At 64.4% G+C, this 25,877-nt stretch carries 28 protein-coding genes and 2 pseudogenes; 22 read left to right on the top strand and 8 right to left on the bottom strand.

What is annotated here, in order from left to right; translation table 11 throughout:
* The 11 genes from J7655_RS03485 (at nt 1) to ureC (ending at nt 10,646) form a co-directional block, all read left to right on the top strand.
* Nucleotides 1-723, top strand: coding sequence for a GntR family transcriptional regulator (locus J7655_RS03485; protein WP_230926588.1), 723 nt, complete (start codon nt 1-3; stop codon nt 721-723).
* 76 nt (nt 724-799) lie between these two features.
* A complete protein-coding gene (gene urtA, locus J7655_RS03480; protein WP_230926587.1) occupies nt 800-2,065 on the top strand; it encodes an urea ABC transporter substrate-binding protein in 1,266 nt (421 codons plus the stop codon).
* A gap of 101 nt (nt 2,066-2,166) precedes the next feature.
* Complete coding sequence (urtB, locus tag J7655_RS03475; protein WP_230926586.1) at nt 2,167-3,735, top strand: urea ABC transporter permease subunit UrtB; 1,569 nt, start codon at nt 2,167-2,169, stop codon at nt 3,733-3,735.
* Nucleotides 3,735-4,826: an urea ABC transporter permease subunit UrtC gene (gene urtC, locus J7655_RS03470; protein ID WP_230926585.1), complete on the top strand. Its 1,092-nt coding sequence runs from the start codon at nt 3,735-3,737 to the stop codon at nt 4,824-4,826. The genes urtB and urtC overlap by 1 nt, the downstream gene beginning before the upstream one ends.
* On the top strand, nt 4,823-5,665 hold the full coding sequence (gene urtD / locus J7655_RS03465) for an urea ABC transporter ATP-binding protein UrtD (RefSeq protein WP_230926584.1): 843 nt from the start codon (nt 4,823-4,825) through the stop codon (nt 5,663-5,665). Before urtC ends, urtD begins: the two co-directional genes overlap by 4 nt.
* A gap of 84 nt (nt 5,666-5,749) precedes the next feature.
* Complete coding sequence (gene urtE / locus J7655_RS03460; protein ID WP_230926583.1) at nt 5,750-6,448, top strand: urea ABC transporter ATP-binding subunit UrtE; 699 nt, start codon at nt 5,750-5,752, stop codon at nt 6,446-6,448.
* A gap of 231 nt (nt 6,449-6,679) precedes the next feature.
* A complete protein-coding gene (locus tag J7655_RS03455) occupies nt 6,680-7,516 on the top strand; it encodes an urease accessory protein UreD (RefSeq protein ID WP_230926582.1) in 837 nt (278 codons plus the stop codon).
* A gap of 184 nt (nt 7,517-7,700) precedes the next feature.
* Entirely contained in the window at nt 7,701-8,003 is a 303-nt protein-coding gene (ureA, locus tag J7655_RS03450; protein WP_003246897.1) for an urease subunit gamma, read from the top strand.
* Nucleotides 8,004-8,006: 3 nt separating this feature from the next.
* Nucleotides 8,007-8,507 carry a GNAT family N-acetyltransferase gene (locus J7655_RS03445; protein WP_230926581.1) on the top strand — a complete coding sequence of 167 codons (501 nt, stop codon included), beginning with the start codon at nt 8,007-8,009 and terminating at the stop codon, nt 8,505-8,507.
* Between the two features lie 7 nt (nt 8,508-8,514).
* Nucleotides 8,515-8,823: an urease subunit beta gene (locus J7655_RS03440; RefSeq protein WP_108234569.1), complete on the top strand. Its 309-nt coding sequence runs from the start codon at nt 8,515-8,517 to the stop codon at nt 8,821-8,823.
* Between the two features lie 122 nt (nt 8,824-8,945).
* Entirely contained in the window at nt 8,946-10,646 is a 1,701-nt protein-coding gene (gene ureC / locus J7655_RS03435; protein ID WP_230926580.1) for an urease subunit alpha, read from the top strand.
* Nucleotides 10,647-10,676: 30 nt separating this feature from the next.
* Here ureC and J7655_RS03430 read toward each other — a convergent pair whose 3' ends face one another.
* The 5 genes from J7655_RS03430 to J7655_RS03410 all read right to left on the bottom strand — a co-directional run bounded on the left by J7655_RS03430 (nt 10,677) and on the right by J7655_RS03410 (nt 14,826).
* Nucleotides 10,677-10,943 carry a DksA/TraR family C4-type zinc finger protein gene (locus tag J7655_RS03430; RefSeq protein ID WP_230926579.1) on the bottom strand — a complete coding sequence of 89 codons (267 nt, stop codon included), beginning with the start codon at nt 10,941-10,943 and terminating at the stop codon, nt 10,677-10,679.
* A 242-nt stretch (nt 10,944-11,185) separates the two neighbouring features.
* Nucleotides 11,186-12,049: an isocitrate lyase/PEP mutase family protein gene (locus J7655_RS03425; protein ID WP_230927657.1), complete on the bottom strand. Its 864-nt coding sequence runs from the start codon at nt 12,047-12,049 to the stop codon at nt 11,186-11,188.
* Nucleotides 12,050-12,187: 138 nt separating this feature from the next.
* Nucleotides 12,188-13,189, bottom strand: a complete 1,002-nt coding sequence (locus J7655_RS03420; RefSeq protein ID WP_230926578.1) for a type II secretion system F family protein — start codon at nt 13,187-13,189, stop codon at nt 12,188-12,190.
* A 54-nt stretch (nt 13,190-13,243) separates the two neighbouring features.
* Nucleotides 13,244-14,002: a substrate-binding periplasmic protein gene (locus tag J7655_RS03415; protein ID WP_230926577.1), complete on the bottom strand. Its 759-nt coding sequence runs from the start codon at nt 14,000-14,002 to the stop codon at nt 13,244-13,246.
* A 50-nt stretch (nt 14,003-14,052) separates the two neighbouring features.
* The gene (locus J7655_RS03410; protein ID WP_230926576.1) at nt 14,053-14,826 is read right to left on the bottom strand and encodes a substrate-binding periplasmic protein; all 774 of its coding nucleotides are present in this window, start codon (nt 14,824-14,826) and stop codon (nt 14,053-14,055) included.
* Between the two features lie 267 nt (nt 14,827-15,093).
* Between J7655_RS03410 and J7655_RS03405 the strand changes: the two genes are divergently transcribed.
* The 5 genes from J7655_RS03405 (at nt 15,094) to J7655_RS03385 (ending at nt 19,433) form a co-directional block, all read left to right on the top strand.
* Complete coding sequence (locus tag J7655_RS03405; RefSeq protein WP_147810404.1) at nt 15,094-15,822, top strand: VC0807 family protein; 729 nt, start codon at nt 15,094-15,096, stop codon at nt 15,820-15,822.
* Between the two features lie 34 nt (nt 15,823-15,856).
* Entirely contained in the window at nt 15,857-16,294 is a 438-nt protein-coding gene (locus tag J7655_RS03400) for a YqaA family protein (RefSeq protein WP_230926575.1), read from the top strand.
* A gap of 211 nt (nt 16,295-16,505) precedes the next feature.
* Nucleotides 16,506-17,480 carry a lysylphosphatidylglycerol synthase transmembrane domain-containing protein gene (locus tag J7655_RS03395; protein WP_230926574.1) on the top strand — a complete coding sequence of 325 codons (975 nt, stop codon included), beginning with the start codon at nt 16,506-16,508 and terminating at the stop codon, nt 17,478-17,480.
* 64 nt (nt 17,481-17,544) lie between these two features.
* Entirely contained in the window at nt 17,545-18,810 is a 1,266-nt protein-coding gene (locus J7655_RS03390) for an Hsp70 family protein (protein WP_230926573.1), read from the top strand.
* 92 nt (nt 18,811-18,902) lie between these two features.
* Complete coding sequence (locus J7655_RS03385) at nt 18,903-19,433, top strand: hypothetical protein (protein ID WP_230926572.1); 531 nt, start codon at nt 18,903-18,905, stop codon at nt 19,431-19,433.
* Between the two features lie 36 nt (nt 19,434-19,469).
* Here J7655_RS03385 and J7655_RS03380 read toward each other — a convergent pair whose 3' ends face one another.
* Nucleotides 19,470-20,369, bottom strand: coding sequence for an AEC family transporter (locus J7655_RS03380; protein WP_230926571.1), 900 nt, complete (start codon nt 20,367-20,369; stop codon nt 19,470-19,472).
* A 273-nt stretch (nt 20,370-20,642) separates the two neighbouring features.
* On the opposite strand from J7655_RS03380, the gene J7655_RS03375 reads away from it, so the two are divergent.
* Entirely contained in the window at nt 20,643-21,170 is a 528-nt protein-coding gene (locus tag J7655_RS03375) for a hypothetical protein (RefSeq protein ID WP_230926570.1), read from the top strand.
* Between the two features lie 277 nt (nt 21,171-21,447).
* Here J7655_RS03375 and J7655_RS03370 read toward each other — a convergent pair.
* Both J7655_RS03370 and J7655_RS03365 read right to left on the bottom strand, forming a co-directional pair.
* Nucleotides 21,448-22,116 (bottom strand): annotated as a pseudogene (locus tag J7655_RS03370) (fatty acid desaturase family protein); the annotation flags it as partial.
* Nucleotides 22,110-22,256, bottom strand: a pseudogene (locus J7655_RS03365) (ferredoxin reductase); the annotation flags it as partial. The pseudogenes J7655_RS03365 and J7655_RS03370, both read right to left, overlap by 7 nt.
* A gap of 224 nt (nt 22,257-22,480) precedes the next feature.
* On the opposite strand from J7655_RS03365, the gene fabR reads away from it, so the two are divergent.
* The 5 genes from fabR (at nt 22,481) to J7655_RS03340 (ending at nt 25,718) form a co-directional block, all read left to right on the top strand.
* Nucleotides 22,481-23,116, top strand: coding sequence for an HTH-type transcriptional repressor FabR (fabR, locus tag J7655_RS03360; protein ID WP_074676196.1), 636 nt, complete (start codon nt 22,481-22,483; stop codon nt 23,114-23,116).
* A gap of 163 nt (nt 23,117-23,279) precedes the next feature.
* The gene (ureE, locus tag J7655_RS03355; RefSeq protein WP_230926569.1) at nt 23,280-23,780 is read left to right on the top strand and encodes an urease accessory protein UreE; all 501 of its coding nucleotides are present in this window, start codon (nt 23,280-23,282) and stop codon (nt 23,778-23,780) included.
* A gap of 37 nt (nt 23,781-23,817) precedes the next feature.
* Nucleotides 23,818-24,492: an urease accessory protein UreF gene (locus J7655_RS03350; RefSeq protein WP_230926568.1), complete on the top strand. Its 675-nt coding sequence runs from the start codon at nt 23,818-23,820 to the stop codon at nt 24,490-24,492.
* A gap of 16 nt (nt 24,493-24,508) precedes the next feature.
* Nucleotides 24,509-25,123: an urease accessory protein UreG gene (gene ureG, locus J7655_RS03345; RefSeq protein ID WP_013713893.1), complete on the top strand. Its 615-nt coding sequence runs from the start codon at nt 24,509-24,511 to the stop codon at nt 25,121-25,123.
* 22 nt (nt 25,124-25,145) lie between these two features.
* Nucleotides 25,146-25,718, top strand: coding sequence for a HupE/UreJ family protein (locus J7655_RS03340; RefSeq protein ID WP_230926567.1), 573 nt, complete (start codon nt 25,146-25,148; stop codon nt 25,716-25,718).
* The last annotated feature ends 159 nt before the right edge of the window (nt 25,719-25,877 follow it).

Genomic DNA, 25,877 nt, shown 5'->3' with positions numbered 1-25,877 from the left:
ATGCAACTGGTCAGCCCGGCCAAGCGCGGCAAGGAGCGCCCGGAGAATCTCGCCGAGCGCATCTACCTGCAGCTCAAGGACGACATCTTCGAGTTCCGCCTGCTGCCCGGTGATCGCTTTAGCGAAGGCGAGATCGCCGAACGCATGGCCGTCAGCCGCACGCCGGTGCGCCAGGCGCTGTATCGCCTGGAGCGCGAGGGCTATCTGGAGGTGCACTTCCGCAGCGGCTGGCAGACCAAGCCGTTCGATTTCGCCCACTTCGAGGAGCTGTACGAAGTACGCATCGTCCTCGAACTGGAGGCGGTCAAGCGCCTGTGCGAACGCCCCAATGACGTGCTTCCGGATGCACTGGAACAGCTGCGCCGCACCTGGATGGTGCAGCCGGAGCAGCGCCTGCAGGACCGCCGCGAAGTCTCGCGCCTGGATGAACGTTTTCACTGCCAGTTGGTGGAGGCCGCCGGCAATCGCGAGATGGCCCGCCTACACGCCGAAGTCAGCGAAAAGATCCGAATTATCAGGCGCCTGGACTTCACCCGGGGGCCACGCGTGGCACTCACCTACGAGGAACACGCCCGCATCCTCGGCGCGATTCTGTCGCGCCGCTGCGAAGAGGCACAGCTATTGCTCAAGACCCACATAGAGGTCAGCAAAGCGGAAGTGCGCAAGATCACCCTGCACATGCTGCACAGCGCCCGGCAACGGGCGCTACCGGCGCAAGGGTGACGTAAATGACCTTTTGCATCACTGCCGAACAATAAAGAGTTGCCCACTTACTCAAGTTGAGAATGGAGAACACAGCATGCAACGTCGCAGCCTGATCAAGGCCTTTACCCTTTCCGCTTCCATCGCCGCCATGGGCCTGAGCTGGTCCATCCAGGCCGCCGAGACCATCAAGGTCGGCATCCTGCACTCGCTGTCCGGCACCATGGCCATCTCGGAAACCTCGCTGAAAGACATGGCGCTGATGACCATCGACGAGATCAACGCCAAGGGCGGCGTGCTCGGCAAGCAACTGGAAGCGGTGGTGGTCGACCCTGCCTCGAACTGGCCGCTGTTCGCCGAGCGTGGCCGTCAGTTGCTGACCCAGGACAAGGTCGCGGTGACCTTCGGCTGCTGGACCAGCGTATCGCGCAAATCAGTGCTGCCGGTCTATGAAGAGCTCAACGGCCTGCTGTTCTACCCGGTGCAATACGAAGGCGAAGAGATGTCGCCGAACGTGTTCTACACCGGCGCCGCGCCAAACCAGCAGGCCATCCCGGCGGTGGAATACCTGCTCAGCGAAGACGGCGGCGCCGCCAAGCGCTTCTTCCTGCTCGGCACCGACTACGTCTACCCGCGCACCACCAACAAGATCCTGCGCGCCTTCCTCAACAGCAAGGGCATCGCCGACAAGGACATCGAAGAGGTCTACACCCCCTTCGGTCATAGCGACTATCAAACCATCGTCGCCAACATCAAGAAGTTCTCCGCTGGCGGCAAGACCGCCGTGGTTTCCACTGTGAACGGCGACTCCAACGTGCCGTTCTACAAGGAACTGGCCAACCAGGGTCTGGAAGCCACCGAAGTGCCGGTGGTGGCCTTCTCCGTGGGTGAAGAAGAACTGCGCGGCATCGACACCAAGCCGCTGGTCGGCCACCTGGCAGCCTGGAACTACTTCCAGTCCGTGGAAAACCCGGTCAACGAGAAATTCGTCGCCGACTGGAAAGCCTACGCCAAGGCCAAGAAGCTGCCGAACGCCGACACCGTGGTGACCAACGACCCGATGGAAGCCACCTACGTGGGCATCCACATGTGGGCGCAGGCGGTCGAGAAGGCCGGGACCACCGACGTCGACAAGGTACGCGAAGCCATGGCCGGCCAGACCTTCGCGGCGCCGAGCGGCTTCACCCTGAAGATGGACGAGAAGAACCACCACCTGCATAAGCCGGTGATGATCGGCGAGATCCAGGAAGACGGTCAGTTCTCCGTGGTCTGGGAAACCGACGGCCCGATCCGCGCCCAGCCGTGGAGCCCTTACATCGAAGGCAACGACAAGAAAGCCGATACCCCGGTGAAGTCGAACTGATTCCACGGTTCTCACCCGCTGCAAACCTGTAGGAGCTGGCTTGCCAGCGATCACCCTGATCACCCGCAAGCGGGCTCCTACAGGCCATCAAGGACACCCTTATGCCCACTGCCCTTACCCGAATTCTCCTGAGCCTGCTGTTGTTGCTGCCTCTGGCGGCGCAGGCTGGCGAGGCCGACGATTTCGTCGCCGCCAACGCCAGCAAGCAGGCCAAACTGCTGCAGGACTGGGCCGCCGCGCCCAGCCCCGAGCGTATGCCACTGCTGCAAGCTCTGCAGCAGGGCCGCGTCGGCAGCGATGCCGACAAACGCGCCTTCATCGACCAGAGCGGCACCTGGCAAGCCGCCGATGGCGACGCCGCAGCCAACGGCACGCCACGCAAACTGCGCCTGAACAACCGCCTGCGCGGTCTGGTCGCCTTCGCCGTGGCCAGCCATCAATTGCTCGACGACGACGCCGCCGTGCGCCTCGCCGCCGCCAAGCAACTGCAACGCAACACGCCGCCGGCACTGCTGCCCTTGCTGGAAAACCGCCTGAGCGCGGAAGCCGACGAGAACGTGCGCGATGCCATCACCCTGGCCCTGGCCAACCTGCAGCTGGAGGCCAGCGACCCTGCCGTGCGCCTGGCTGCCGTGGAGCGTCTGGGCAAGACCGGCGACCCACTGGCGCGCACCCGCCTGCAAAGCCTGCTCGATGGCGAAGAAAGCGACAGCGCCGTGCGCGCCGCCGCCGAACAGAGCCTGGCTCAGGTGAAGAACAAACTAATGATCGGCGAACTGCTCGGCCAAGCCTTTAGCGGCCTGTCGCTGGGTTCGATCCTGCTCCTCGCCGCCCTCGGCCTAGCCATCACCTTCGGCCTGCTCGGGGTGATCAATATGGCCCATGGCGAAATGCTGATGCTCGGTGCCTACACCACCTACGTGGTGCAGTTGAGCTTCCAGCGCCTGGCACCCGAATACCTGACGCTCTACCCGCTGGCCGCCTTGCCCATCGCCTTTCTGGTCACGGCCTGCATCGGCATGGCGCTGGAGCGTACGGTGATCCGCCATCTCTACGGCCGCCCGCTGGAAACTCTGCTGGCCACCTGGGGCATCAGCCTGATCCTGATTCAGTTGGTACGCGTCACCTTCGGTGCGCAGAACGTCGAAGTGGCCAACCCGGCCTGGCTGTCCGGCGGCGTGCAGGTGCTGCCGAACCTGGTGCTGCCGTACAACCGCATCGTCATCATCGGCTTCGCGCTGTTCGTCGTGGTGCTGACCTGGCTGTTGCTGAACAAGACGCGCCTGGGCCTGAACGTGCGCGCGGTGACGCAGAACCGCAACATGGCCGCCTGCTGCGGCGTGCCCACCGGGCGCGTGGACATGCTGGCCTTCGGCCTCGGTTCGGGCATCGCCGGCCTCGGCGGCGTGGCCCTGAGCCAGATCGGCAACGTCGGCCCGGACCTTGGCCAGAGTTACATCATCGACTCCTTCCTGGTGGTGGTACTCGGCGGCGTCGGGCAACTGGCCGGTAGCGTGCTGGCCGCCTTCGGCCTGGGCGTGGTGAACAAATTCCTCGAACCGCAGATCGGTGCCGTGCTCGGCAAGATCCTCATCCTCGCGCTGATCATTCTGTTCATCCAGAAACGCCCGCAAGGCCTCTTCGCTCTCAAAGGACGGGTGATCGACTGATGACCATGCCACTCAATCAAACATTGCTGGCCCGCGCCAGCGCCAAACTCGGCCCGCAGGTCTCCCTGGCCATCGGCCTGCTGGTGCTGGCGATCCTCGTCGCCATGCCGTTGCTGCACCTGCTGCCGGCCGACCATGCCCTGCACGTCTCGGCCTATTCGCTGACCCTGGTGGGCAAGATCCTCTGCTACGCCATCGTCGCCCTGGCGCTGGATCTGGTCTGGGGCTACGCCGGCATGCTGTCGCTGGGCCACGGCCTGTTCTTCGCGCTCGGCGGCTACGCCATGGGCATGTATCTAATGCGCCAGAGCGCTGGTGACGGCCTGCCGGCCTTTATGAGCTTCCTGGCCTGGAACGAGCTGCCCTGGTACTGGTACGGCACCTCCAGCTTCCTCTGGGCCATGTGCCTGGTGGTGCTGGCGCCCGGCCTGCTGGCGCTGGTGTTCGGCTTCTTCGCCTTCCGCTCGCGGATCAAGGGCGTGTACTTCTCGATCATGACCCAGGCGCTGACCTTCGCCGGCATGCTCCTGTTCTTCCGCAACGAAACCGGCTTCGGCGGCAACAACGGCTTTACCGGCTTCACCCGCATCCTCGGCTTCGACATCACCGCGCAGAGCACCCGCGCGGCGCTGTTCTTCGCCACCGTGGTGTTGCTGGTGGGCAGCCTGTACCTGGGCTTTCGCCTGGCACGCAGCAAGTTCGGCCGGGTGCTCACCGCCCTGCGTGACGCCGAGAACCGCCTGATGTTCTGCGGTTACGACCCACGCGGTTACAAGCTGTTCATCTGGGTATTGAGCGCGGTGTTGTGCGGTCTGGCCGGCGCGCTGTACGTGCCGCAGGTGGGCATCATCAACCCCAGCGAAATGGCGCCGACCCAGTCCATCGAAGCCGCCGTGTGGGTCGCCCTGGGCGGTCGCGGCACGCTGATCGGCCCGCTGCTTGGTGCCGGCCTGGTCAACGGCATGAAGAGCTGGTTCACCGTGGCCTTCCCGGAATACTGGCTGTTCGCCCTGGGCGCGCTGTTCATCGTCGTCACCCTGTATCTACCGCGTGGCGTGGTGGGCTTGCTGCGCAAGGAGAAGGATCAATGAAAGCCACTCCGCTACCTGAAACCATGCTCGAAGCCGCTTTCGACCCCAACGGCCTGACACTGGACACCGGCAAGACCGTCGGCAAGGGCGTCAACGTCCGCCACGGCACCATCCTTACGCTGGAAGACATCAACGTCAGCTTCGATGGTTTCAAGGCGCTGACCAACCTGACCCTGTACATCGGCGTCGGTGAGCTGCGCTGCATCATCGGCCCCAACGGCGCCGGCAAGACCACCATGATGGACGTGATCACCGGCAAGACCCGTCCGGACAACGGCGTCGCCTACTTCGGCGAGCAGTACGACCTGACCGCCATGAGCGAAGTGCAGATCGCCCAGGCCGGCATCGGCCGCAAGTTCCAGAAGCCGACGGTGTTCGAAGCGCTGACGGTGTTCGAAAACCTGGAGCTGGCACAGAAGACCAACAAGTCGGTATGGGCCAGCCTGCGCGCCAAACTCAATGGCGAGCAGAAGGATCGTATCGAGGAAGTGCTGACCACCATCCGCCTGGAAGCCTCGCGCAACCGCCCGGCTGGCCTGCTATCCCATGGCCAGAAGCAGTTCCTGGAGATCGGCATGCTGCTGATGCAGGAGCCGCACCTGCTGCTGCTCGACGAGCCGGTGGCGGGCATGACTGACGCCGAAACCGAGTTCACCGCCGAGCTGTTCAAGTCGCTGGCGCGCAAGCACTCGCTGATGGTGGTGGAGCACGACATGGGCTTCGTCGGCTCCATCGCCGACCACGTCACCGTGCTGCACCAGGGCAGCGTGCTGGCCGAAGGCTCGCTGGAACAGGTACAGAACGATGAGCGGGTGATCGAGGTTTATCTGGGTCGCTGACAGTCGGTGCGCACGGCGCACCCTACCCGGCGCGGCTTATCCCGTAGGGTGCGCCGCGCGCACCGCATGCTTAAGGACATCGATATGCTGCAAGTCCAACAACTCCACCAGTATTACGGCGGCAGCTACATCCTCCGTGGCCTGTCGTTCGACGTGAAGGTCGGCGAAGTCACCTGCCTGCTCGGCCGCAACGGCGTGGGTAAGACCACCCTGCTCAAATGCCTGATGGGCCTGATCCCGGCCAAGGACGGCAGCGTGCAATGGGAAGGTAAGGCCATCACCGGCTTCAAACCGCACCAGCGCGTACACGCCGGCATCGCCTACGTGCCGCAGGGCCGCGAGATCTTCGGCCGCCTGACGGTGGAAGAGAACCTGCTGATGGGCCTGTCACGCTTTCCCGGCAGCCAGGCCAAGGCCGTGCCGGATTTCATCTACGAGCTGTTCCCGGTGCTGCGCGAAATGAAGCATCGCCGTGGTGGTGACCTCTCCGGTGGCCAGCAGCAACAGTTGGCCATCGGCCGCGCCCTGGCCAGCCAGCCGCGCCTGTTGATCCTCGACGAGCCCACCGAAGGCATCCAGCCGTCGGTGATCAAGGAGATCGGCGTGGTGATCAAGAAGCTCGCCGCTCGCGGCGACATGGCCATCCTGCTGGTGGAGCAGTTCTATGACTTCGCCGCCGAGCTTGCCGACCAGTACCTGGTGATGAGCCGTGGCGAGATCGTCCAGCAGGGCCGTGGTGAAAACATGGAAGCCGAAGGTGTGCGCGGGTTGGTGGCGATCTGACCAGCCTCGTAGGGTGGACGACGCTTCATCCGTCCACCACTCTGCGATGCAAGGGTGAATGAAAAAACGTCATCCCCCTACGCCCAGCTCCGCCTTGTGGGGCTTTAGTCGCGACGGATCCTAGCGCCAGCATGTATGGCAATCGCTGCGCGCACCACGCACCGAGTTGGTTCGAGGCACGCCTCTTGCTTGCCCACTCGGTCAACTATCCTGCGAAAGCGCTGCCCTGACATGAATCTGCCTGCCGCCCTGTTCACGCCAAGCTGGCCTGCCGAGCTGGAGCTGGCCTACGCGCGCCACGGCGAACGCACCACGCCGGTGCGCAGACGCCACCTTGGCCCCCTTAGGGTGCAGAAGCACCTGTATGCCGAAGGCCCGGAGGTGTGCCAGCACATCATCGTCCATCCGCCCGGAGGCATCGCGGGTGGCGATACGTTGGACATCTCGGCTCATGCCGGCGAGAACACCTGGGTGCAGCTCACCAGCCCCGGCGCCGCCAAGTGGTACAGCGCAGCCGGTGTCGCCCGCCAGGATCTGCGTCTGCGCGTCGAGGCCGGCGCCACCCTGGAATGGCTGCCGCAGGAAACCATCCTCTATGCCGGCGCCCAGGCCGAACTGCACACGCAGATCGAGTTGCACGGCGATGCGCGCCTGTTCTACTGGGATATCGTCGCCCTAGGCCGCCCCGCCTCCGACGAGCGTTTTGCCAGCGGCCACTTTCAGGCCGCGCTGGATATCCGCCGTGACGGCAAGTTGCTCTGGCACGAGCGCCAGCGCGTGAGCGGTGGCGACGGCCTGCTCGACTCGCCCATCGGCCTGAACGGCCAGCCGGTGTTCGGCACCCTGCTGGTCAGCGGCGAAGTGGACAGCGAACTGCTGGAACGCTGCCGTGAATTGAAGATCGACGGCGTGCGCGGTGATCTCAGCCAGCTCGCGGGCCTGCTGATCGCCCGCTGCCTGGCCAGCGAGGCACTCAAGGCGCGTGCCTGGCTGATCGCCATCTGGCACCTGCTGCGTCCAGCGCTGCTAGGGCGGGAAGCGGTGCCACCGCGAATCTGGAGCACATGAGCACAACGAACAGGTAGGAGCCGGCTTGCCGGCGATCCGCAGAGGCCTGATCGCCGGCAAGCCGGCTCCTACGAATTGCAGTACAGCCACGCCAGCGTGGAACAGCGCACGCCGCGTTCTACCCAGCGACCGAAACACCATTGCGGACAAGGCACGGCCTTGCCGCTCCAAGACTGGAGCCGTCATGGATTTGTCACCAAGAGAAAAAGACAAGCTGCTGATCTTCACCGCCGGCCTGGTGGCCGAGCGCCGCCTGGCCCGCGGAGTCAAGCTGAATTACCCGGAAGCCATGGCCTATATCTCCGCCGCCCTGCTCGAAGGCGCGCGCGACGGCCAGACGGTCGCCGAGCTGATGCACTTCGGCACCACCTTGCTGAGCCGCGAGCAGGTGATGGAGGGCGTACCGGAGATGATCCCGGAAATCCAGATCGAAGCCACCTTCCCTGACGGCACCAAGTTGGTGACCGTCCATCAGCCGATTGCGTAACTCATGAGCTATTCCATAGTCGACGCCAGCGAAGCCGACCTGCCTGGCATCCTCGCCATCTACAACGACGCGGTGCAGCACACCACGGCGATCTGGAACGAGACGCTGGTGGATCTGGCCAACCGCCGCGCCTGGCTGACCGAACGCACGGCAGCCGGCTTCCCGGTACTGGTGGCGCGTGATGCAGGCGGCGCGGTACTCGGCTACGCCAGCTACGGCACCTGGCGCAGCATCGAAGGTTTTCGCCAGACCGTCGAGCACTCGGTCTACGTGCGCGCCGACCAACGCGGCCAAGGGCTCGGCCCAGCGCTGATGCAGGCGCTGATCGAGCGCGCCCGCGCCGCCAACCTGCACGTCATGGTCGCCGCCATCGAGTCGGAAAATGCCGCCTCGATTCGCCTGCACCAGCGCCTCGGCTTCGTCACCACCGGGCAGATGCCCCAGGTCGGGCGCAAGTTCGGGCGCTGGCTGGATCTGACTTTCATGCAACTGATTCTGGAGTGAGCACCCCATGATTCCCGGCGAATACCAGATTGCCGACGGCGAGATCGAGCTCAATGCCGGTCGCCGCACGCTGACCCTTTCCGTGGCCAACAGCGGCGACCGACCGATCCAGGTCGGCTCGCACTACCACTTTTTCGAGACCAACGATGCGCTGCTGTTCGACCGCGCCAGCACCCGTGGCATGCGCCTGAATATCCCGGCCGGCACCGCCGTGCGCTTCGAGCCCGGACAGAGTCGTGAGGTGGAACTGGTCGAGCTGGCCGGCGCGCGTCGGGTGTTCGGCTTCGCCGGGCGGGTGATGGGCAATCTCGACTGATGGTTCCCACGCTCTGCGTGGGAACCCATAGCGGGACGCTCCGCGTCCCTGCGACGCAGAGCGTCGCCAACTGCATGTCCACGCAGAGCGTGGGCACGATCAAACGAATACAGGAAGTGCCGATGAAGATTTCCCGCCAAGCCTACGCCGACATGTTCGGCCCCACCGTCGGCGACAAGGTGCGCCTGGCCGACACCGACCTGTGGATCGAAGTGGAGAAGGACTTCACCACCTACGGCGAAGAAGTGAAATTCGGCGGCGGCAAGGTGATCCGCGACGGCATGGGCCAGGGCCAACTGTGCGCCGCCGACGTGGTCGACACCCTGATCACCAACGCGCTGATCATCGACCACTGGGGCATCGTCAAAGCCGACGTCGGCCTCAAGGACGGGCGCATCGCCGCCATCGGCAAGGCCGGCAACCCGGATATCCAACCGGACGTGACCATCGCCATCGGCGCCGGCACCGAGGTGATCGCCGGTGAAGGCATGATCCTCACCGCGGGCGGCATCGACACCCACATCCACTTCATCTGCCCGCAGCAGATCGAAGAAGCGTTGATGAGCGGCGTCACCACCATGATCGGCGGCGGCACCGGGCCGGCCACCGGCACCAACGCCACCACCTGCACCTCCGGGCCGTGGCACATGGCGCGCATGCTGCAGGCCGCCGACGCCTTCCCGATGAACCTGGGCTTTACCGGCAAGGGTAACGCCTCGCTGCCCGAGCCCTTGATCGAGCAGGTCAAGGCTGGCGCCATCGGCCTCAAACTGCACGAAGACTGGGGCACCACCCCGGCCGCCATCGACAACTGCCTGAGCGTGGCCGATGAATACGACGTGCAGGTGGCGATCCACACCGATACCCTCAATGAATCCGGCTTCGTCGAGACCACCCTCGGCGCGTTCAAGGGCCGCACCATTCACACCTATCACACCGAAGGTGCCGGCGGCGGTCACGCGCCGGACATCATCAAGGCCTGCGGCTTCCCCAACGTGCTGCCGTCCTCGACCAACCCGACGCGCCCGTTCACCCGCAATACCATCGACGAACACCTGGACATGCTCATGGTCTGCCACCACCTCGACCCGAGCATCGCCGAGGACGTGGCCTTCGCAGAATCGCGTATCCGCCGCGAGACCATCGCCGCCGAAGACATCCTGCATGACCTCGGCGCCTTTTCCATGATCAGTTCCGACAGCCAGGCCATGGGCCGCGTCGGCGAGGTGATCACCCGTACCTGGCAGACCGCAGACAAGATGAAGCAGCAGCGCGGCCCGCTGCCCGAAGACGCACCCGGTAACGACAACTTCCGCGCCAAGCGCTACATCGCCAAGTACACCATCAACCCGGCGATCACCCACGGCATCAGCCACGAAGTCGGCTCGATCGAAGTGGGTAAATGGGCCGACCTGGTGCTGTGGCGCCCGGCCTTTTTCGGCGTCAAGCCGACGCTGATCCTAAAAGGCGGGGCGATTGCCGCCAGCCTGATGGGCGATGCCAACGCCTCGATCCCGACGCCACAACCGGTGCACTACCGGCCGATGTTCGCCAGCTACGGCGGCAGCCGCCATGCCACTAGCATCACCTTCATCAGCCAGGCGGCATTCGACGCTGGTGTACCGCAGCAGCTCGGGCTGAAGAAGAAAATCGGTGTGGTCAAAGGCTGCCGCGAGGTGCAGAAGACCGACCTGATCCACAACGGCTACCTGCCGAATATCGAGGTCGATCCGCAGAACTATCAGGTCAAGGCCGACGGCCAGTTGCTCTGGTGCGAGCCGGCCGACGTGCTGCCGATGGCGCAGCGCTATTTCCTGTTCTGAGTTGCCCTGCGGGAAGAGCCGTCGGGAAAGCTAGCGCAGCTGGCTGTCCTTGCTGCCCCGCCGGTTGTAGCCGGTGAAGGCGGCGCTCTTCCGGTCGTGTTCGGCCTGGCAATTGACGCACAGGCGCACGCCGGGAATGGCCTGGCGACGCGCCTCGGGAATGACGGCATCGCATTCTTCGCAATGCCGCAGGCTCTCGCCTTTCGGCAACTGGCTACGGGCACGCGCGACGGCGTCCTCGATGCTGCTGTCGATCTGTTCCTGCACCGCGTCGTCGCTTGCCCAACCGCCAGCCATGTTCGACCTCCTCGCACTGTCCGGACAGATATGCGCCTGGAGAATGCGAAGTGCAAGTGGTGTTCTGGCTAGGAGTCTGTTCACGATATTGCGAGCTGGAAGCCTACAAGGCAAAAACAGGCGAGGATCGGTCGGAGTCGCGCTCGACTTTACGAGCTGTAAATGAGCAGTCCGATCGGGCTGGCGCTCCAGCCTGTTTTTAACGCCGTAAGGTCGAAGCGCAGCAGATCGTGAACAGGCTCTTACTCGCGGACTTCCATGAACTCCTTGGCCCAGACGATGTAGTCCTCGGGCATGGTGTACTTGTGCGTCAGTTCGGTGGCGTTGAGGTCGCACGGCTGGGCGCCGCGCTGCTCGCGCAGGCAGTCGTAGGTGGCCTTGATCGCGGCGAAGTAGGCGGCGTGGCCGTTGACCACGATGCGCACGCCCAGACGCGCCAGGCGTTCGTTATCACGCAGCTCGGGGTTGCCGTAGGTGACCAGCATCAGCGGCACCTTGAGGCCTGCGGCGATCTGCTCCAGGTGGGCGAAATCCTTGATCCCGACCAGGCAGATGCCATCGGCGCCGGCGGCCTCGTAGGCGCGCGTGCGGCGGATCACTTCGTCCACTTCCAGCACCCCGGCGTGGGTCCGGGCGATGATGGAGAGTTCCGGATCGACGCGTGCTTCCAGCGCAGCGAGGATCTTGCCGACACCTTCCTCGATGGAGATCAGATCGGTGGACTTGCGGCCGAACTGGGCCGGCAGCAGGGTGTCTTCGATGGTCAGCGCGGCGACACCGGCGCGTTCCAGCTCGACCACGGTGCGCATCACGTTGAGCGCATTGCCGTAGCCGTGGTCGGCGTCAGCGATCACCGGCAAACGCGCCACGCGGCCGATGCGCGCGGCCTGCTCGACGAACTCGCTGAGAGTGATGAGGGCAAAGTCCGGCGCGCCGAGCACTTGAAGAGACGCGACGGAGCCGCCGAGGATACCGACCTCGAAGTCGAGATCGGCGGCGATGCGGGCGGACATGGGATCGAAGACCGACGCGGTGTGATAGCAGCGATCGGAAGCCAGCAGGGCACGAAAGGCACTGCGCAGCTCATGGTGGGATGCACGTTGCAGGATGGGCATGGGGGCGTATTCCAAAGTCGGTTGAATCGCTTCTTTCTCGTTTTAGTCATGGCGTAGACGTGACGAATGCTAGCGCAAGGCACTTGCTGCCAGCTTTCAGTCGGTACGCCCTGGCGGATAGCCAGCAATTTACCGGCCAGCCAGCTCCGCCGGCAGCGCCGGGAAGAAGCCGCCACCGCTCAGCAGGCCGTAGGCCATCCAGGCGGCGACCGCCAGATAGAACAGGCGCGGCAGCCAGGTCGCCAGCGACTGCTGCTGCGAGGCCAGCTGTTGTGCCTGCAGGCGGGCGAAGCGCAACAGTGCTTCACCTGGTCGACCGGTCGCTTCACCGGTATTGAGCACACCGATGAACATGGCCTTGCCGGGAAAGCTCAGCGCATCGAAGGCCCGAACCAGTGACTGCCCAGCCGTGATTCGCGGCGCCAGGCTGGCGAAATCCCGCCGCAAGCGCGCATTGGTTATGGCACTGCAGGCACGCGGCAGGGCGTCGAGCACCGGCATGCCTGCCTCCAGCAGCAACCCGAGACTGTCGCAAAAATTACGCAAATCCGCCCGCCACTGCAGGCTGCCGAATAACGGCAAGCTCAACAACAGATCGTCGAGCAAGCCGGGGGCCTCGCTCCGGCGCTGCTGCCAACGGCGCCATAGCGCGCTCACCCCCCACAACAGCGCAGACAGCCACAGCAGCGGCAACAGCACGGCGAGCAAATAGCCGCCCCCACTCAGGCCACCCGCCACCAGGGCAGGCAGGGGTTTGACCGCCAGCGCCAGCAGCAGCACGCCCGCCGGCAGCAGCAGACGTGATCTCAGCTCAGTCACATGACGCGCTTGCTCGTCGTAGCGCTGCGCCAGTTGCCGATAGATGTGCGTCAGCGCGCCGGCTTCCTGCGCGGCACGCACCAGGCCACTTTCCAGTGGCGTAAAAACGCCACTCAACTGGCCGGAACTCGCCAGATCGCGACCGTTATCCACCATCTGGCGCAAGCGCTTGAGCGCAGCCTCATGGCGCGCCCCGAGCGTCAGGCTGGCCAACGAGCGATCGATGGGTACACCCGCCTGTTCCATCGCCCCAAGATGGGCGAACAGGTCAGCGCGACTGCGCAGATCGAGCGTAAGGTGACGACGCGCCATGATTGGACTCGGTGAATGACCAGCGCTCAGGGTAACCAGTCGCCGCGCCAGCCGCTACGGCTCCATGGGCGGCATCGCCGCATGTGGTAGCCAGCGCTTGAGGATGGCGGCCAGACTGCCGTCCTCGTGCATCTGCTGCAGGGCGCGCTGCCAGCGCACCACACGTACCATCGAGGTTTGCGGGGAGAAGGCGATGTAATAGGCCGAACGCATGAAGGGCACATGCGCGGTAACGTCTTGCGGTTTGAGCTCGGCGGCAGCCAGCTCGCCCGCCAGGGTCAGATCCTCGGTGGCAATCAGCTTGACCCGGCCATGCCTGAGCATGGTCATCATCTGCTTCGAGCTGGACACGCCATAGAGGTTGCTGAACCCCTGTGCACTCAGGGTCTCGTAGGTGTACCACTGCTTGGGCAGCGCCAGAGGCCCGCTGGCGGCGGCCTGCTGCAGGGTATCGATGACCAGGTGACGGGACTTCAACGAATAGAAGCTGGTGGTACCGACCACGATGGGGCCGACCCAGTGGAATCTATCCTCACGCACGGGCGTGCGCACGGTAGAAAACAGAGCCGTGTCGGCGGCCTGCTGAGCCAGATGGAAGGCCCGTGTCCAGGGCAGCACTTCGATCTTCCCGCTGTCGCCGGTACGCGCCAGCAGGGCCCTGACCACCTCGACGGAAAAGCCACTGGGTTCGCCATCGCGGGTGAAGCTCATCGGCGGGGCTTCTTCGGTGAGCAGGCGCAGCTCAGCCGCAGCCGGCGCGCACAGCGCCAGCAACGCGAGACACAACCATCGACGCAGGTGCCTGCCCATCATGTTTCCTCTCGTGTGCAGCCCGGCAAGCCGGGCAATGCCCTGCAGCCACCTCACTCCGGCCGCAACTGATCGGTCAACGCCCGCGCGTCGGCCTCCGGCAGCCAGCGTCGATAGACACGTGCCAGGCTGCCATCATCACGCATCGCCTGCAACGCATGCTGCCAACGGGCGACACGCGCCTTATCGGTCTGCCGGGAAAAGGCAATATAGGAGTCATTGCTCATCAGGTCGAACTGCGCCTGCAACTGTCCGGCATGCATGCCCTGCTCGGCGAGCATGCCATCGAGGGTTAGGGTGTTGGCCAGCAGCAGCTTGACGCGACCATGACGAAACATGCGCAGCATGTCCTGCGGTGTCGACACGCCATAGAGGTTTTGCAGATTCTGCTCGCGCAACAGTTCATAGCTGTACCACTGCCAGGGGACAGCGAGCGTGCCGAGTTGGCGCACATCATCGAGGGTGTTGACTCGCAGTCCGGCATCCTTGAGCGTGTAGAAACGCGTATGACCGCGCGCGATCGGCCCCACCCACTGAAACTCGGCCTCGCGCTGCGCCGTGCGTACGGTGAAGAACAGCGCGCTATTGGCCTGCTGGCGAACCTGATGATAGCCACGGGTCCAGGGCACCAGCTCGATCCGTGCCGGCTCGCCAGTACGACGGATCAGCTCTTCGACAACGGCCACCGCCATGCCACTGGGCTTGCCGTCCTCGAGGTAGCTGAACGGTCGATAGTCCTCGGTATACAGCCGCAACTCGGCAGCCAGCACATGGGCGCAGGCACTGCAGAGCAGCAACAGGGCTGCGAGCGGGTACTTCAGGCTCATTGCAGATCACCGTCCGTGATGCACCCTACGACCAATTCAGGGTGACCAGGCCGGCCATCATAAACGCCCGGACGATCCATCACCAAGGCCGCCTGCTGAACCCTGCGCGGCCATGATCCGCAGCTCAGCACCACCCGCCTCACTGCGCCACCCAGCCTGTCTGCACGCTGTCGGCTCATACTTTTTCACATTCAAAACCGACGGTCGGGCTAGCCCTGGCGCGCCGGGCAGGCGATCATCGGCCTTCCTACGCAGACTCCAGCTACCATGACCGCCACGACTGACAGCCGTACCCCGACGCACAAGCCCCGCCCACTGATCGACCTGGCCATCAGCATCCTGATCCCTTCGTTCATCCTCATGAAACTCAGTGGCGAGCAGCGCCTCGGCGCCGATGGTGCGCTGATTCTGGCCCTGGCCTTCCCGCTGGGCTGGGGCGCGTTCGAGCTGATCAAGTACCGCAAATTCAATTTCATCGCCCTGCTCGGCCTGATCAGCGTCGCGCTGACCGGCGGTATCGGCCTGCTCAAGCTCGATACCCAGTGGCTGGCGGTCAAGGAAGCGCTGATTCCCGGGCTGATCGGCATCGCAGTACTGGTCTCCACCCGCACCCGTTACCCGCTGATTCGTACCCTGCTGTTCAACAAGACCGTGCTCAATATCGACAAGATCCATGAGCGCCTGGAACAGGGCGGTCATGTCGAGCACTTCGAAACGCGCCTGCTGCGCGCCACCTACTGGCTCAGTGGCACCTTTTTCTTCTCCTCGCTGATGAACTATGTGCTGGCCAAGTGGATCGTGGTCAGCCCGGCCGGCACCGAGGCCTTCAATGACGAGCTGGGGCGCATGACCCTGCTCAGCTACCCGATGATCGCCATTCCCTCGATGATCATGCTGATGGCCATCTTCTACTACCTGTGGAAGACCATCCACGGCCTGACCGGGCTGAGCCTGGAAGAGATCATGGCCAACAGCGGCCAGGAATCGCAGTCCTGATCCCCGCCGGCCCAACGGCCGGCGTGCTGCAGTCATGCTGAGTCTGTCCGCCTATCTGGCGCTGTTTCTCTCCGCCCTGGGCGCGGCGACGCTGTTGCCGCTGCAGTCCGAAGCGCTACTGGTCGCCCTGCTCCTGGCCCGCCAGCATCCGCTCTGGGCCTTGCTGCTGGTCGCCACGCTGGGCAACGTGCTGGGCTCCTGGATCAACTGGCTGCTGGGCCGCTCCCTCGAGCGCTATCGCGAGCGACGCTGGTTTCCGGTCAGCCCGGCGCGGTTGGAGCAGGCGCAAGCCTGGTATGCACGCTATGGGCGCTGGTCATTGCTGCTCAGCTGGATGCCGGTGATCGGCGATCCATTGACGCTGGTGGCGGGTGTGATGCGTGAGCGCCTGTGGGTATTTCTGCTCATCGTCACCCTGGCCAAAACCGGCCGCTACGCGGTACTGGCGGCGCTGACGCTGAACTGGACATGAGCGTTGGGGGACAATCGTTGACACAACTCCGACAAGCCGCAAAAGGTCTGGCAGTTGAGTACAAACGGCGCCTCGCAGATACTGCGCAGCGCGCCGCGCGGGCACGATCCGCCAACGGCCATTGCCAAACGGTCTCAAGGCCGATGAATAGCGGCCTCGGATGGAGGCATGCGGCCCCGCTACCTCGGGGCCAAGCGAGCGAGGAATTGCAGTGTCTGTCGTAGAAGCCAAACCCAAACTGAAGCGCAGCGACCTGATCTGGACGCTGATCGGACTCGGTGCCGTGGTCTTCTCTGGCTTTCTGCTCTACCGCGAACTGCGCACTATTTCCCTCGACGAAATCAAGGGCAGCCTCGAAGCGATCTCCCACATCAACTGGCTGCTCGCCGCTGCCGCGACACTCGGCGCTTACTGGGCGCTGGCCTGGTACGACCGCATTGCCGTCGCCCACCTGGGCAAGAAGATTCCCTGGCGCTTCATCACCCTCTGCTCCTTCACCACCTATGCCCTGGCCCACAATATCGGCGCCTCGGTGTTTTCCGGGGCGGTGGTGCGTTACCGCGCCTATCGCAGCAAGGGGCTGACGCCACATGAAATCGGCATCCTCATCGTCTTCTGCTCCTTCACCTTCGCCCTTGGCACACTTCTGGCCAGCGGCTGTGTGCTGATCGCCCAACCGGATCTGATCCACCGCGTCGTCGACGTCACGCCGCTGGTGTCCATCGCCATCGGCGGCGTCCTGCTCGGCCTGGTCGGCCTCTACGTGCTCGGTTCCTGGCGCCAGTTCAAGCCCTGGACCCTGGGCAAGCTGCATGTGGAATACCCACGCCTGCCCATCGTCAGCCGCCAGTTGCTGGCCGGCCCGCTGGAGCTGTTGTGCGCGGCGGCAATCATCTACTTCGCCCTGCCGGCCGATAACCATCCCGGCTATCTGGTGGTACTCGGCGTGTTCCTCGCCTCTTTCTCGCTGGCGCTGCTGTCCCATGCACCAGGCGGCCTGGGCGTGCTGGAGGTGACCTTCCTCGCCGCCCTGCCGGAAATCCCCGCCGCCGATGTACTGGCCGCGCTGATCGTATTCCGCATGTTCTACCTGCTGCTGCCCTTCGCCCTGTCGCTGTTGGTGGTGCTGGGCTTCGAGTGGAGCCAGTGGAAGGAAAAGCAACTGGGCAACAACTTGCCGTCCTGACGGCTCGCCGCCACCGCTTCGCTGACATAGAATGCGCGGCCATTTTGCGGCCCTGCGTTCTGTCATGTCCTTCAGCACTCCCGCCCGCGCCTGCGGCATCGACTTCGGCACCTCCAACTCCACCGTCGGCTGGCTACGTCCCGGCCAGGACAGCCTGCTGCCCCTGGAAGACGGCAAGATCACCCTGCCCTCGGTGATTTTCTTCAACACCGAAGAGCGTCGCCCGGTCTATGGCCGCCTGGCCCTGCACGAATACCTGGAAGGCTACGAAGGCCGGCTGATGCGCTCGCTGAAGAGCCTGCTCGGCTCCAAGCTGCTGAAGAGCGAAACCACCGTGCTGGGCAGCGCCCTGCCGTTCAAGGACCTGCTCGGCTTCTTCATCGGCGAGCTGAAAAAGCGCGCCGAAGCCCAGGCCGGGCGCCCCTTCGAGGAAGTCGTGCTGGGACGCCCGGTGTTCTTCGTCGACGACGACCCGGCCGCCGACCAGGAAGCGCAGAACAACCTGGTGGCCGTGGCGCACAAGCTTGGCTTCAAGGAGGTGTCCTTCCAGTACGAGCCCATCGCTGCAGCCTTCGACTACGAGTCGAACCTCGACCGCGAGGAGCTGGTACTGATCGTCGATATCGGCGGCGGTACCTCGGACTTCTCTCTGGTGCGTCTGGCCCCTGAGCGCCATCATCTGGCCGAGCGCCAGGGCGATATCCTCGCCACCGGCGGCGTGCACATCGGCGGGACCGACTTCGACAAACAGCTGTCGCTGGCCGGGGTGATGCCGCTGTTCGGCTATGGCAGCCGGATGAAAAGCGACGCCTTCATGCCCACCAGCTACCACCTCAACCTGGCCACCTGGCACACCATCAATGCGCTGTACGCGCAGAAGACCCAGCTTGCCCTGCAGAACATGCGCTACGACATCGTCGACGCCACCGGCATTGACCGCCTGTTCGGCCTGATCGAACAGCGCGCCGGACACTGGCTGGCGATGCAGGTGGAAGACAGCAAGATCGCCCTGAGCGAACAGGACGCACGGCCCATCGACCTGTCGCGCGTCGAGCCGGGCCTGGTCGCCGAGCTGACTCGACCGTTGTTCGAGAATGCCATCGAGCCATTGCTCGAACGCATCCGCGCCAGCCTTACGCAGTTGCTGGCCGATGCCGGCATCAGCGCCGATCAGGTCGACACGCTGTTCTTCACCGGTGGTTCCAGCGGCGTGCCGGCGCTGCGCCAGAGCGTGGCGGCGATACTGCCGAATGCGCGCAGCGTGGAAGGCAACACCTTCGGCAGCATTGGCAGTGGCCTGGCCATCGAAGCCAAGAAACGCTACGGCTAACGATCTGCTGCGCGTTGGCCCGGCCAGAGCAGCGGTAAGCAATCGGCCTGGTGATAGACTCCCCACCTTTTGATCTGCTGAGGAAATGTCCGATGAAAACCGAGCTGGAAGAACTGATCGCCAAGATAAGCTCCGGCTGCCTGGCCGAGGACGAGATCGCCCGCATCGCCGACGAGGCCGCGCAGGCCTATGCCGACCCGGCTGCCTTCCTCGCGGCCAACCCGGACGTCAACTACGACGATGACTTCCCCATCCCGCTGGGCGAGTGGGTGGTGGTCGGCAGCCTGCCGGAGACCGTGCTGTTCCAGGCCGACAGCTATGAAGAGCTGTTCCAGCGCATCACCGAATCCTTCGGCCCGCAGGTGCAGTTCGTGCTCAAGGCCAAGCAACTGGCCAAGACCGAGCCGCTGAAAGCACTCAACCGCATCCAGGTACAACTCTCGGCGTTGTCGCCAGAGACCGACGGTTACGTGCTGGTGGACTTCAGCGAGTCGCTGGACGACGAACTGCAGGCCGTACTGGTGTACGCCAGCGACCTGCCACGGGTACTGGAACTGGCGGTGGAGGTGGGCATCTACGCCGCACCAGCGCTACAAGCCCTGCAAGAACAGGCGCAAGACTGAGCCACCGCCGCGCGCGGTTCGATACACCGGCCAGGCTCAGAATCCCACCAGCAGCATCCACCCCGGCAAGGTCATCGCCGCCAGCAGCGTGGACAGGGAAATCGCCGCGCTGACGCTGCGGCTATCCTCAGCGGTGCGGGCGAAGGCCATTACATTGACCCCGCTGGGGCAGGCCGCGAGCAATACCAGCACACTGCGCGCGGTGTCGTTGAGGCCGGGGAGCAGGCCGCTGAGCCACCAGACCAGCGCCGGGAATACCAGCAGTTTGACCAGCGCCACGCCCCAGGCCTCGCCCGTTGGGCGCAGGCGATAACGCGACAGGCTGGCGCCGAGCACGATCAGCGCACAGGGCAAGGCGGCCTGCCCCAGCCAGGTAACGGCGCGCCACAGACTCTCCGGCACCTGCAGCTCGGAGAGGTTGAGCAGCGCGCCCAGCCCCAGGCCAATGATCATCGGGTTGGCCAGGTTCTTCAGCAGCGCGCGACCGTCGACACGCTCCTGGCTGCCGAAGGCGGCGTAGAAACTGTGCAGGGAAAACAGCGTGAGGCTGTGGAACACCAGGATGGCAAACACATAGAGCAGCCCGTCATTGCCCAACAGGCTGGCGATCAGCGGAATGCCCACCAGCACGTTGTTGGAGAACGCCGCCACCAGCCCCAGTGGTGTCGCCGTCCCGCGCCGCCAGTGTGCCAGCGCGTTGACCATACCGAACACCAGCAGCACGGGCAGGTAGTAGGCCAGCAGCAATACCGGCGACAGCCCTTCGGCCAGCGAGGCCTTGGCGATACCGGCGAACAGCAGCGTCGGCATGAACAGCTTGAAGGTGATGTTGGCCAGACCGGCCGCCGACTCGGTGGTGAGCCACTGGCGCCAGCCGAGCAGATAGCCGAGAACGATCAGCGCGAAGATCGGCAAAATGGCCTGTGCGGCGAGCATGGCTGAAGCGGCCTCCTGGGACTGCTGAAGAGGACGGATCGAGCTCGACCCGCGAGGGCCGCCAAGCATACGCGTGCCGAACGCTCAGCGCGACGCCTTGCGAAACATCCGCCGCCAGGTTTGACACTCAGCCAGAAGTACCGAGATAGAGAGCCCCAATCAAGTATTGAGGGGATCGATGTTCACTATCAGGTCAGTCAAGTTCTTATCTTCGCTCATGTCCTCAAGAATTAGCTCCGAAGCCACTTATTACTCCCCAACGGAGAGAACGACATGAAAACTCAACTTAGCCTTGCAGCCCTGGCCCTGAGCCTGATGACCACCAGTGTATTCGCCGCCTCTAGCAGCGCCCCCTTCCCTCTGGTGGGTGAAACCAAGGACAGCCAGGTCCAACAGCAACCCGTCGCACCGCTGGCCGAAGACGGCGCCGACCGCACCCCCGGTGCCCAGCGCGTTCAGCTGGTAGAAGGTGGTTATGAGCGTACGCCGGGTGCACAGCGCGTTCAGCTGGCTGAAGGCGGCTATGAGCGCACTCCGGGTGCCCAGCGTGTTCAACTGGCCGAGGGCGGCTATGAGCGTACTCCCGGTGCTCAGCGCGTGCAGTTGGCCGAAGGCGGCTATGAGCGCACCCCGGGTGCCCAGCGTGTTCAACTGGCCGAGGGCGGCTATGAGCGTACTCCCGGAGCTCAGCGTGTGCAGTTGGCCGAAGGCGGCTATGAGCGCACCCCGGGCGCCCAACGTGTTCAGTTGGCCGAAGGCGGCTCCGATCGTCTGATCGAGCAGCGCGGCCGTACGGTTTGAGTGCTGTTGCAACACCCACAAGCCCGGCCCAAGCCGGAATGCTGTTCACTTAAGGTTGCACACGTTTGGCTCCCCTCTCCCATTTATGGGAGAGGGGCTGGGGGAGAGGGCTGAAAACACCGCAAACCTGCCAGTTTTCCCCTCTCCGAACGCGGCCCGCCCTAACCCTCTCCCCAAAGGGGCGAGAGGACTCATCGCGTCCGACCATTTCTTATGTGAACAGCATTACGGCCCAAGCCGGGCTTTTTCATACCCGTGGCTGGCTCAACCGAGTCACTCACGCCACCCCGGCAGTGGGCAAACGGTAGATCCAGATGCGCCGCAGAACGGTCGCGAACTGTCCCCATAGGGTTCCGCTGTTGTAGTGCTGGCCATAACGCTCAGCGATCAGGCGCACCTCACGTGCCAACGCGGCATAGCGCCGCGCCGGCAGATCCGGAAACAGGTGATGCTCGATCTGATGGCAGAGGTTGCCGGTCAGAATATGCAGCAGCGGCCCACCGGACAGGTTGCTGGAACCACGCAGTCGGCGCAGGTACCAATGGCCACGGGTTTCCCCTTGCAATACTTCGGGTGCAAACACCGCTGCCTTCTCGGTGAAATGGCCGCAGAAGATCACCAGAAAGGTCCACAGGTTACGCAGTAGATTGGCCACCAGGTTGCCCGCCAGCACGGCCAGGGCATTGGCGCCAAGCAGCAGCGCCAGCAGCGGAAAAACCAGATAATCCTTGCCCCACTGCCGTGCCAGCTTGGCGCCGAACTGACGCGCCAGCGGTTTTACCTCGTCCTGGCTGATGCGCCCCTTGATCAGCTTGTCCAGGCGCAGGTGCTGGATGGCCACGGCGTACTGGAACAGCAGCGCCTGGATCGTCACCCACAAAGGCTGCCAGCGGTAAAAGGGCTTCCAGCGCTGCTCGGGGAACAGCCGCACCACGCCGTAGCCGACAATGCCTGCAGCTCTTCGGCAAAGGCCTGTTGCCCCTGACGGCGCACCTGATGCAGCAGTGTCACCGGCGCAGAAAAACCTCGCGCCAGCGCCTCACGCAACAACCCGAGCAACGGCGTGATGCCGCTGCCGGCCGCCAGCCACCAGCACAGAGCCGGCGCAGCGGCTGCAGAGCAGGCGACAAGCAGCGCGCCAATGACAGGGGAATCAGGGGCATCCGTAATTATCCATTAAACATTTGTTCACGACACTGGCAGAAAGCCCATATTCCAGACAACACTTGTACACCGAAAGGCGCCGCGCGGTTCGACGCTGCCCCGCTGCTTTTGCTAGAGTGCGGCATCGCCCAATGATCCGGTTTCGCATGACGCCACGCGCCGAACAAAAGCAGCAGACCCGCCAATCCCTGATGGACGCAGCCCTCACGCTGATGGAAAGCGGCCGCGGCTTTGGCAGCCTGAGCCTGCGCGAAGTGACGCGTGTCGCCGGTATCGTGCCCACCGGCTTCTACCGCCATTTCGCCGACATGGACGAACTCGGCCTGGCACTGGTGGCGGAAGTCGGCGAGACCTTCCGCGCGGCGATCCGCCAGGTACGCCGCCATGAATTCGAGATGCGCGGCATGATCGATGCCTCGGTGCGCATCTTCCTCGCTGAAGTGGCGGCCAACCACGCTCAGTTCCTATTTCTCGCCCGCGAGCAGTACGGCGGCTCACAACCTGTGCGCCAGGCCATTGCCGCCCTGCGCGAGCGAATCACCAGCGACCTGGCCGCCGACCTCAAGCTGATGAACCGCATGCCGCACCTCGACGATGCAGCGCTCGACGTGGTCTCGGATCTGGTGGTCAAGACCGTCTTCGCCACCCTGCCCGAGCTGATCGATCCGCCCGCCGAAACCCTGCCGGCGCACCTCACCGCAGAGGCCAAGGTCATCCAGCAACTGCGCTTCATCATGGTCGGTGGCAAACACTGGCTGGGGCTGGGCAAGCCATCCGAGTAGCCCGCACCAAAAACGCGCAAGCCTGAAAAAAACGCACCAAATAAATTCCGACCGCTTCGTCGAGTTATCCACAGCTCGCCTGAACCTCGCGCCCTGCGCCATTCTTCGGCCTTGGCAAGGCACTTGCACTATTTCCGGGCACACTGCCCCGGAATCGATACACATGCTGGTGATCCACGCCCGAATCGCGCCGCAGAGAGCCTACGACGCCGAACTGGAACTGACCTTCGAAGCCCGCAGCAAGAGCCGCCTGCGCTGCTTTACCACTGCCGGTGAAGAGGTCGGCCTGTTCCTCGAACGCGGCCAACCGGCACTGGCCGATGGCGAGTTTCTGCAGGCCAAGGACGGACGTGTCGTGCGCGTGCGCGCCAAGGCCGAGCCGCTGCTGCATGTCACCTGCGCCAGCCCGTTCGAGCTGATGCGCGCCGCCTATCACCTCGGTAACCGCCATGTCGCCCTGCAACTGGGTGACGGCTGGCTGCGCCTGCCCGACGACTATGTACTCAAGGCCATGCTGGAACAGCTCGGCGCTACGGTCGAAGCCATCGAAGCACCCTATCAGCCCGAGCAGGGCGCCTATGGCGGCGGCCATCATCACTCCCATCATGGCGACGAAGAGTTCAACTATGGTCCGCGCCTGCACCAGTTCGGGGTACGCAAGTGAGTCGAGCCATATCGCCCGCGCGCACCGGGGTCAGCCCATGAAACCGGCCTGGGCACTGTTGCGCCTGGCCAGCCCACAGCTGCCCATTGGCGGTTACAGCTACTCGCAAGGCCTGGAATGGGCCATCGACAGCGGCCTGGTCAGCGATGCCGAGAGCGCCGAGCGTTGGCTGGCCGATCAGCTCTTGCTCAATCTCGCCCGCTTCGAAGCGCCGCTGCTGCTGGCCCACTGCCGCGCAGCCGCACAGGCTGACTGGGCACAGCTTCAGCTACTGGCCGAACAACACCGCGCCAGCCGCGAAACCCGCGAGCTGGCCCTGGAAAGCCGGCAGATGGGTTATTCGCTGCGGCAACTGCTCGAAGGCCTGCCGGAGCTGGATGAGGCCGCGCGTGAACTCCTCGCAACCCAGGAGGAGCCCGGCCTGGCTCTGGCCTGGGCACTGGCGGCACGCGCCTGGCACATCACCGCGGACGATGCCCTGGCCGCCTGGCTCTGGGGCTGGCTGGAAAACCAGCTCGCCGTCTTGATGAAGGTGCTGCCGCTCGGCCAGCAGGCCGCCCAGCGCCTGACCAGCCGCCTGCTGCCGCAGCTCGAGGCCGCGCAACAGCAAGCCGCCAGCCTTTCCCCCGAACACTGGGGCAGCGCCGCTTTCGGCCTGGCCCTGACGAGCATGGCGCACGAGCGCCAGTACTCGCGTCTTTTCCGCTCCTGATGAGGAACAACACCCCATGAACAGCCAACCCCTGCGTGTCGGCATCGGCGGCCCGGTCGGTTCCGGCAAGACTGCCCTCACCCTGGCCCTGTGCCGCGCCCTGCGCGAGCGCTACAACATCGCCGTGGTCACCAACGACATCTACACCCAGGAAGACGCCCAGTTTCTGGTGCGCAACGAGGCGCTGGAGCCCGAGCGCATCATCGGCGTGGAAACCGGCGGCTGCCCGCACACCGCGATTCGCGAGGACGCCTCGATCAACCTGGAGGCCGTGGAGCAACTCAACCGCCGCTTTCCCGGCCTGGATCTGATCATCGTCGAATCCGGCGGCGACAACCTGTCGGCCACCTTCAGCCCCGAGCTGTCCGACCTGACCCTGTACGTGATCGACGTGTCAGCCGGCGACAAGCTGCCGCGTAAGGGCGGCCCCGGTATCTGCAAATCCGACCTGCTGGTGATCAACAAGGTCGACCTGGCGCCGATGGTCGGCGCCTCACTGGAAGTGATGGAGCGCGACACCCTGAAGATGCGCGGCGACAAGCCCTTCGTCTTCAGCAACCAGAAAGTCGGCCAGGGTCTCGACGAGATCATCGCCTTCATCGAACGCCAGGGCATGCTCACGGCAGCCTGATTCCACCTTCAAGGAGATCCCTATGAACCTGCGCAAGACCCTTTCCGCCATCGCCCTGCTCTGCACCCCGGCACTGGCCTTCGCTCACCCTGGGCATGGTGATTCCGGCCTGATGGCCGGCCTGGCCCACCCGGTGTTTGGCCTGGATCACCTGCTGGCGATGTTCGCCGTTGGCCTGTGGGCCGCCCAACAGAGCGGCGCGGCGCGCTGGGCGCTGCCGCTGACTTTCGTCGGCAGCATGCTGGTCGGCGGCCTGCTCGGCTTCTCCGGCGTGGAAATCCCGCTGATGGAAACCGGCATCGCCGGCTCGGTACTGGCGTTCGGCCTGCTGGTAGCCGTCGCCGCGCGCCTGCCGATGGCGGTATCCGTAGCCCTGACCGCCTTCTTCGCCCTCACCCACGGCGTCGCTCACGGCCTGGAGTTGCCGGAACTGGCCAGCCCCTTCGGCTACGCCATCGGCTTCATCGTCGCCACTGCCGCACTGCATGCCATTGGCTTTGCATTGGTGCGTTTTCTGCCCCAGGCCGCAGCCCCCTTGGTACGTATCGCGGGTGGCGCCTCGGCAGCGACGGGTGCCTGGTTGCTGCTCAGCTGAGCATCCGCTGCAGGCAGGGTGTACACGCACCCTGCCTGTTGGCGTCCAGAGCCGACGTGACGGGCGCTAGCGTGATCGACCACCAGCTTATCCACAGTTTTCTTCACATACCCAGGGGATAATTGTTCGGCCTGCCTGCCAAGGTATAAAAAAGACTGG

The organism is Pseudomonas wenzhouensis (assembly GCF_021029445.1).
Lineage (GTDB): Bacteria > Pseudomonadota > Gammaproteobacteria > Pseudomonadales > Pseudomonadaceae > Aquipseudomonas > Aquipseudomonas wenzhouensis.
Note: the sequence above shows the minus strand (reverse complement) of the source record. Positions and strands in the feature narration are given on the sequence as shown.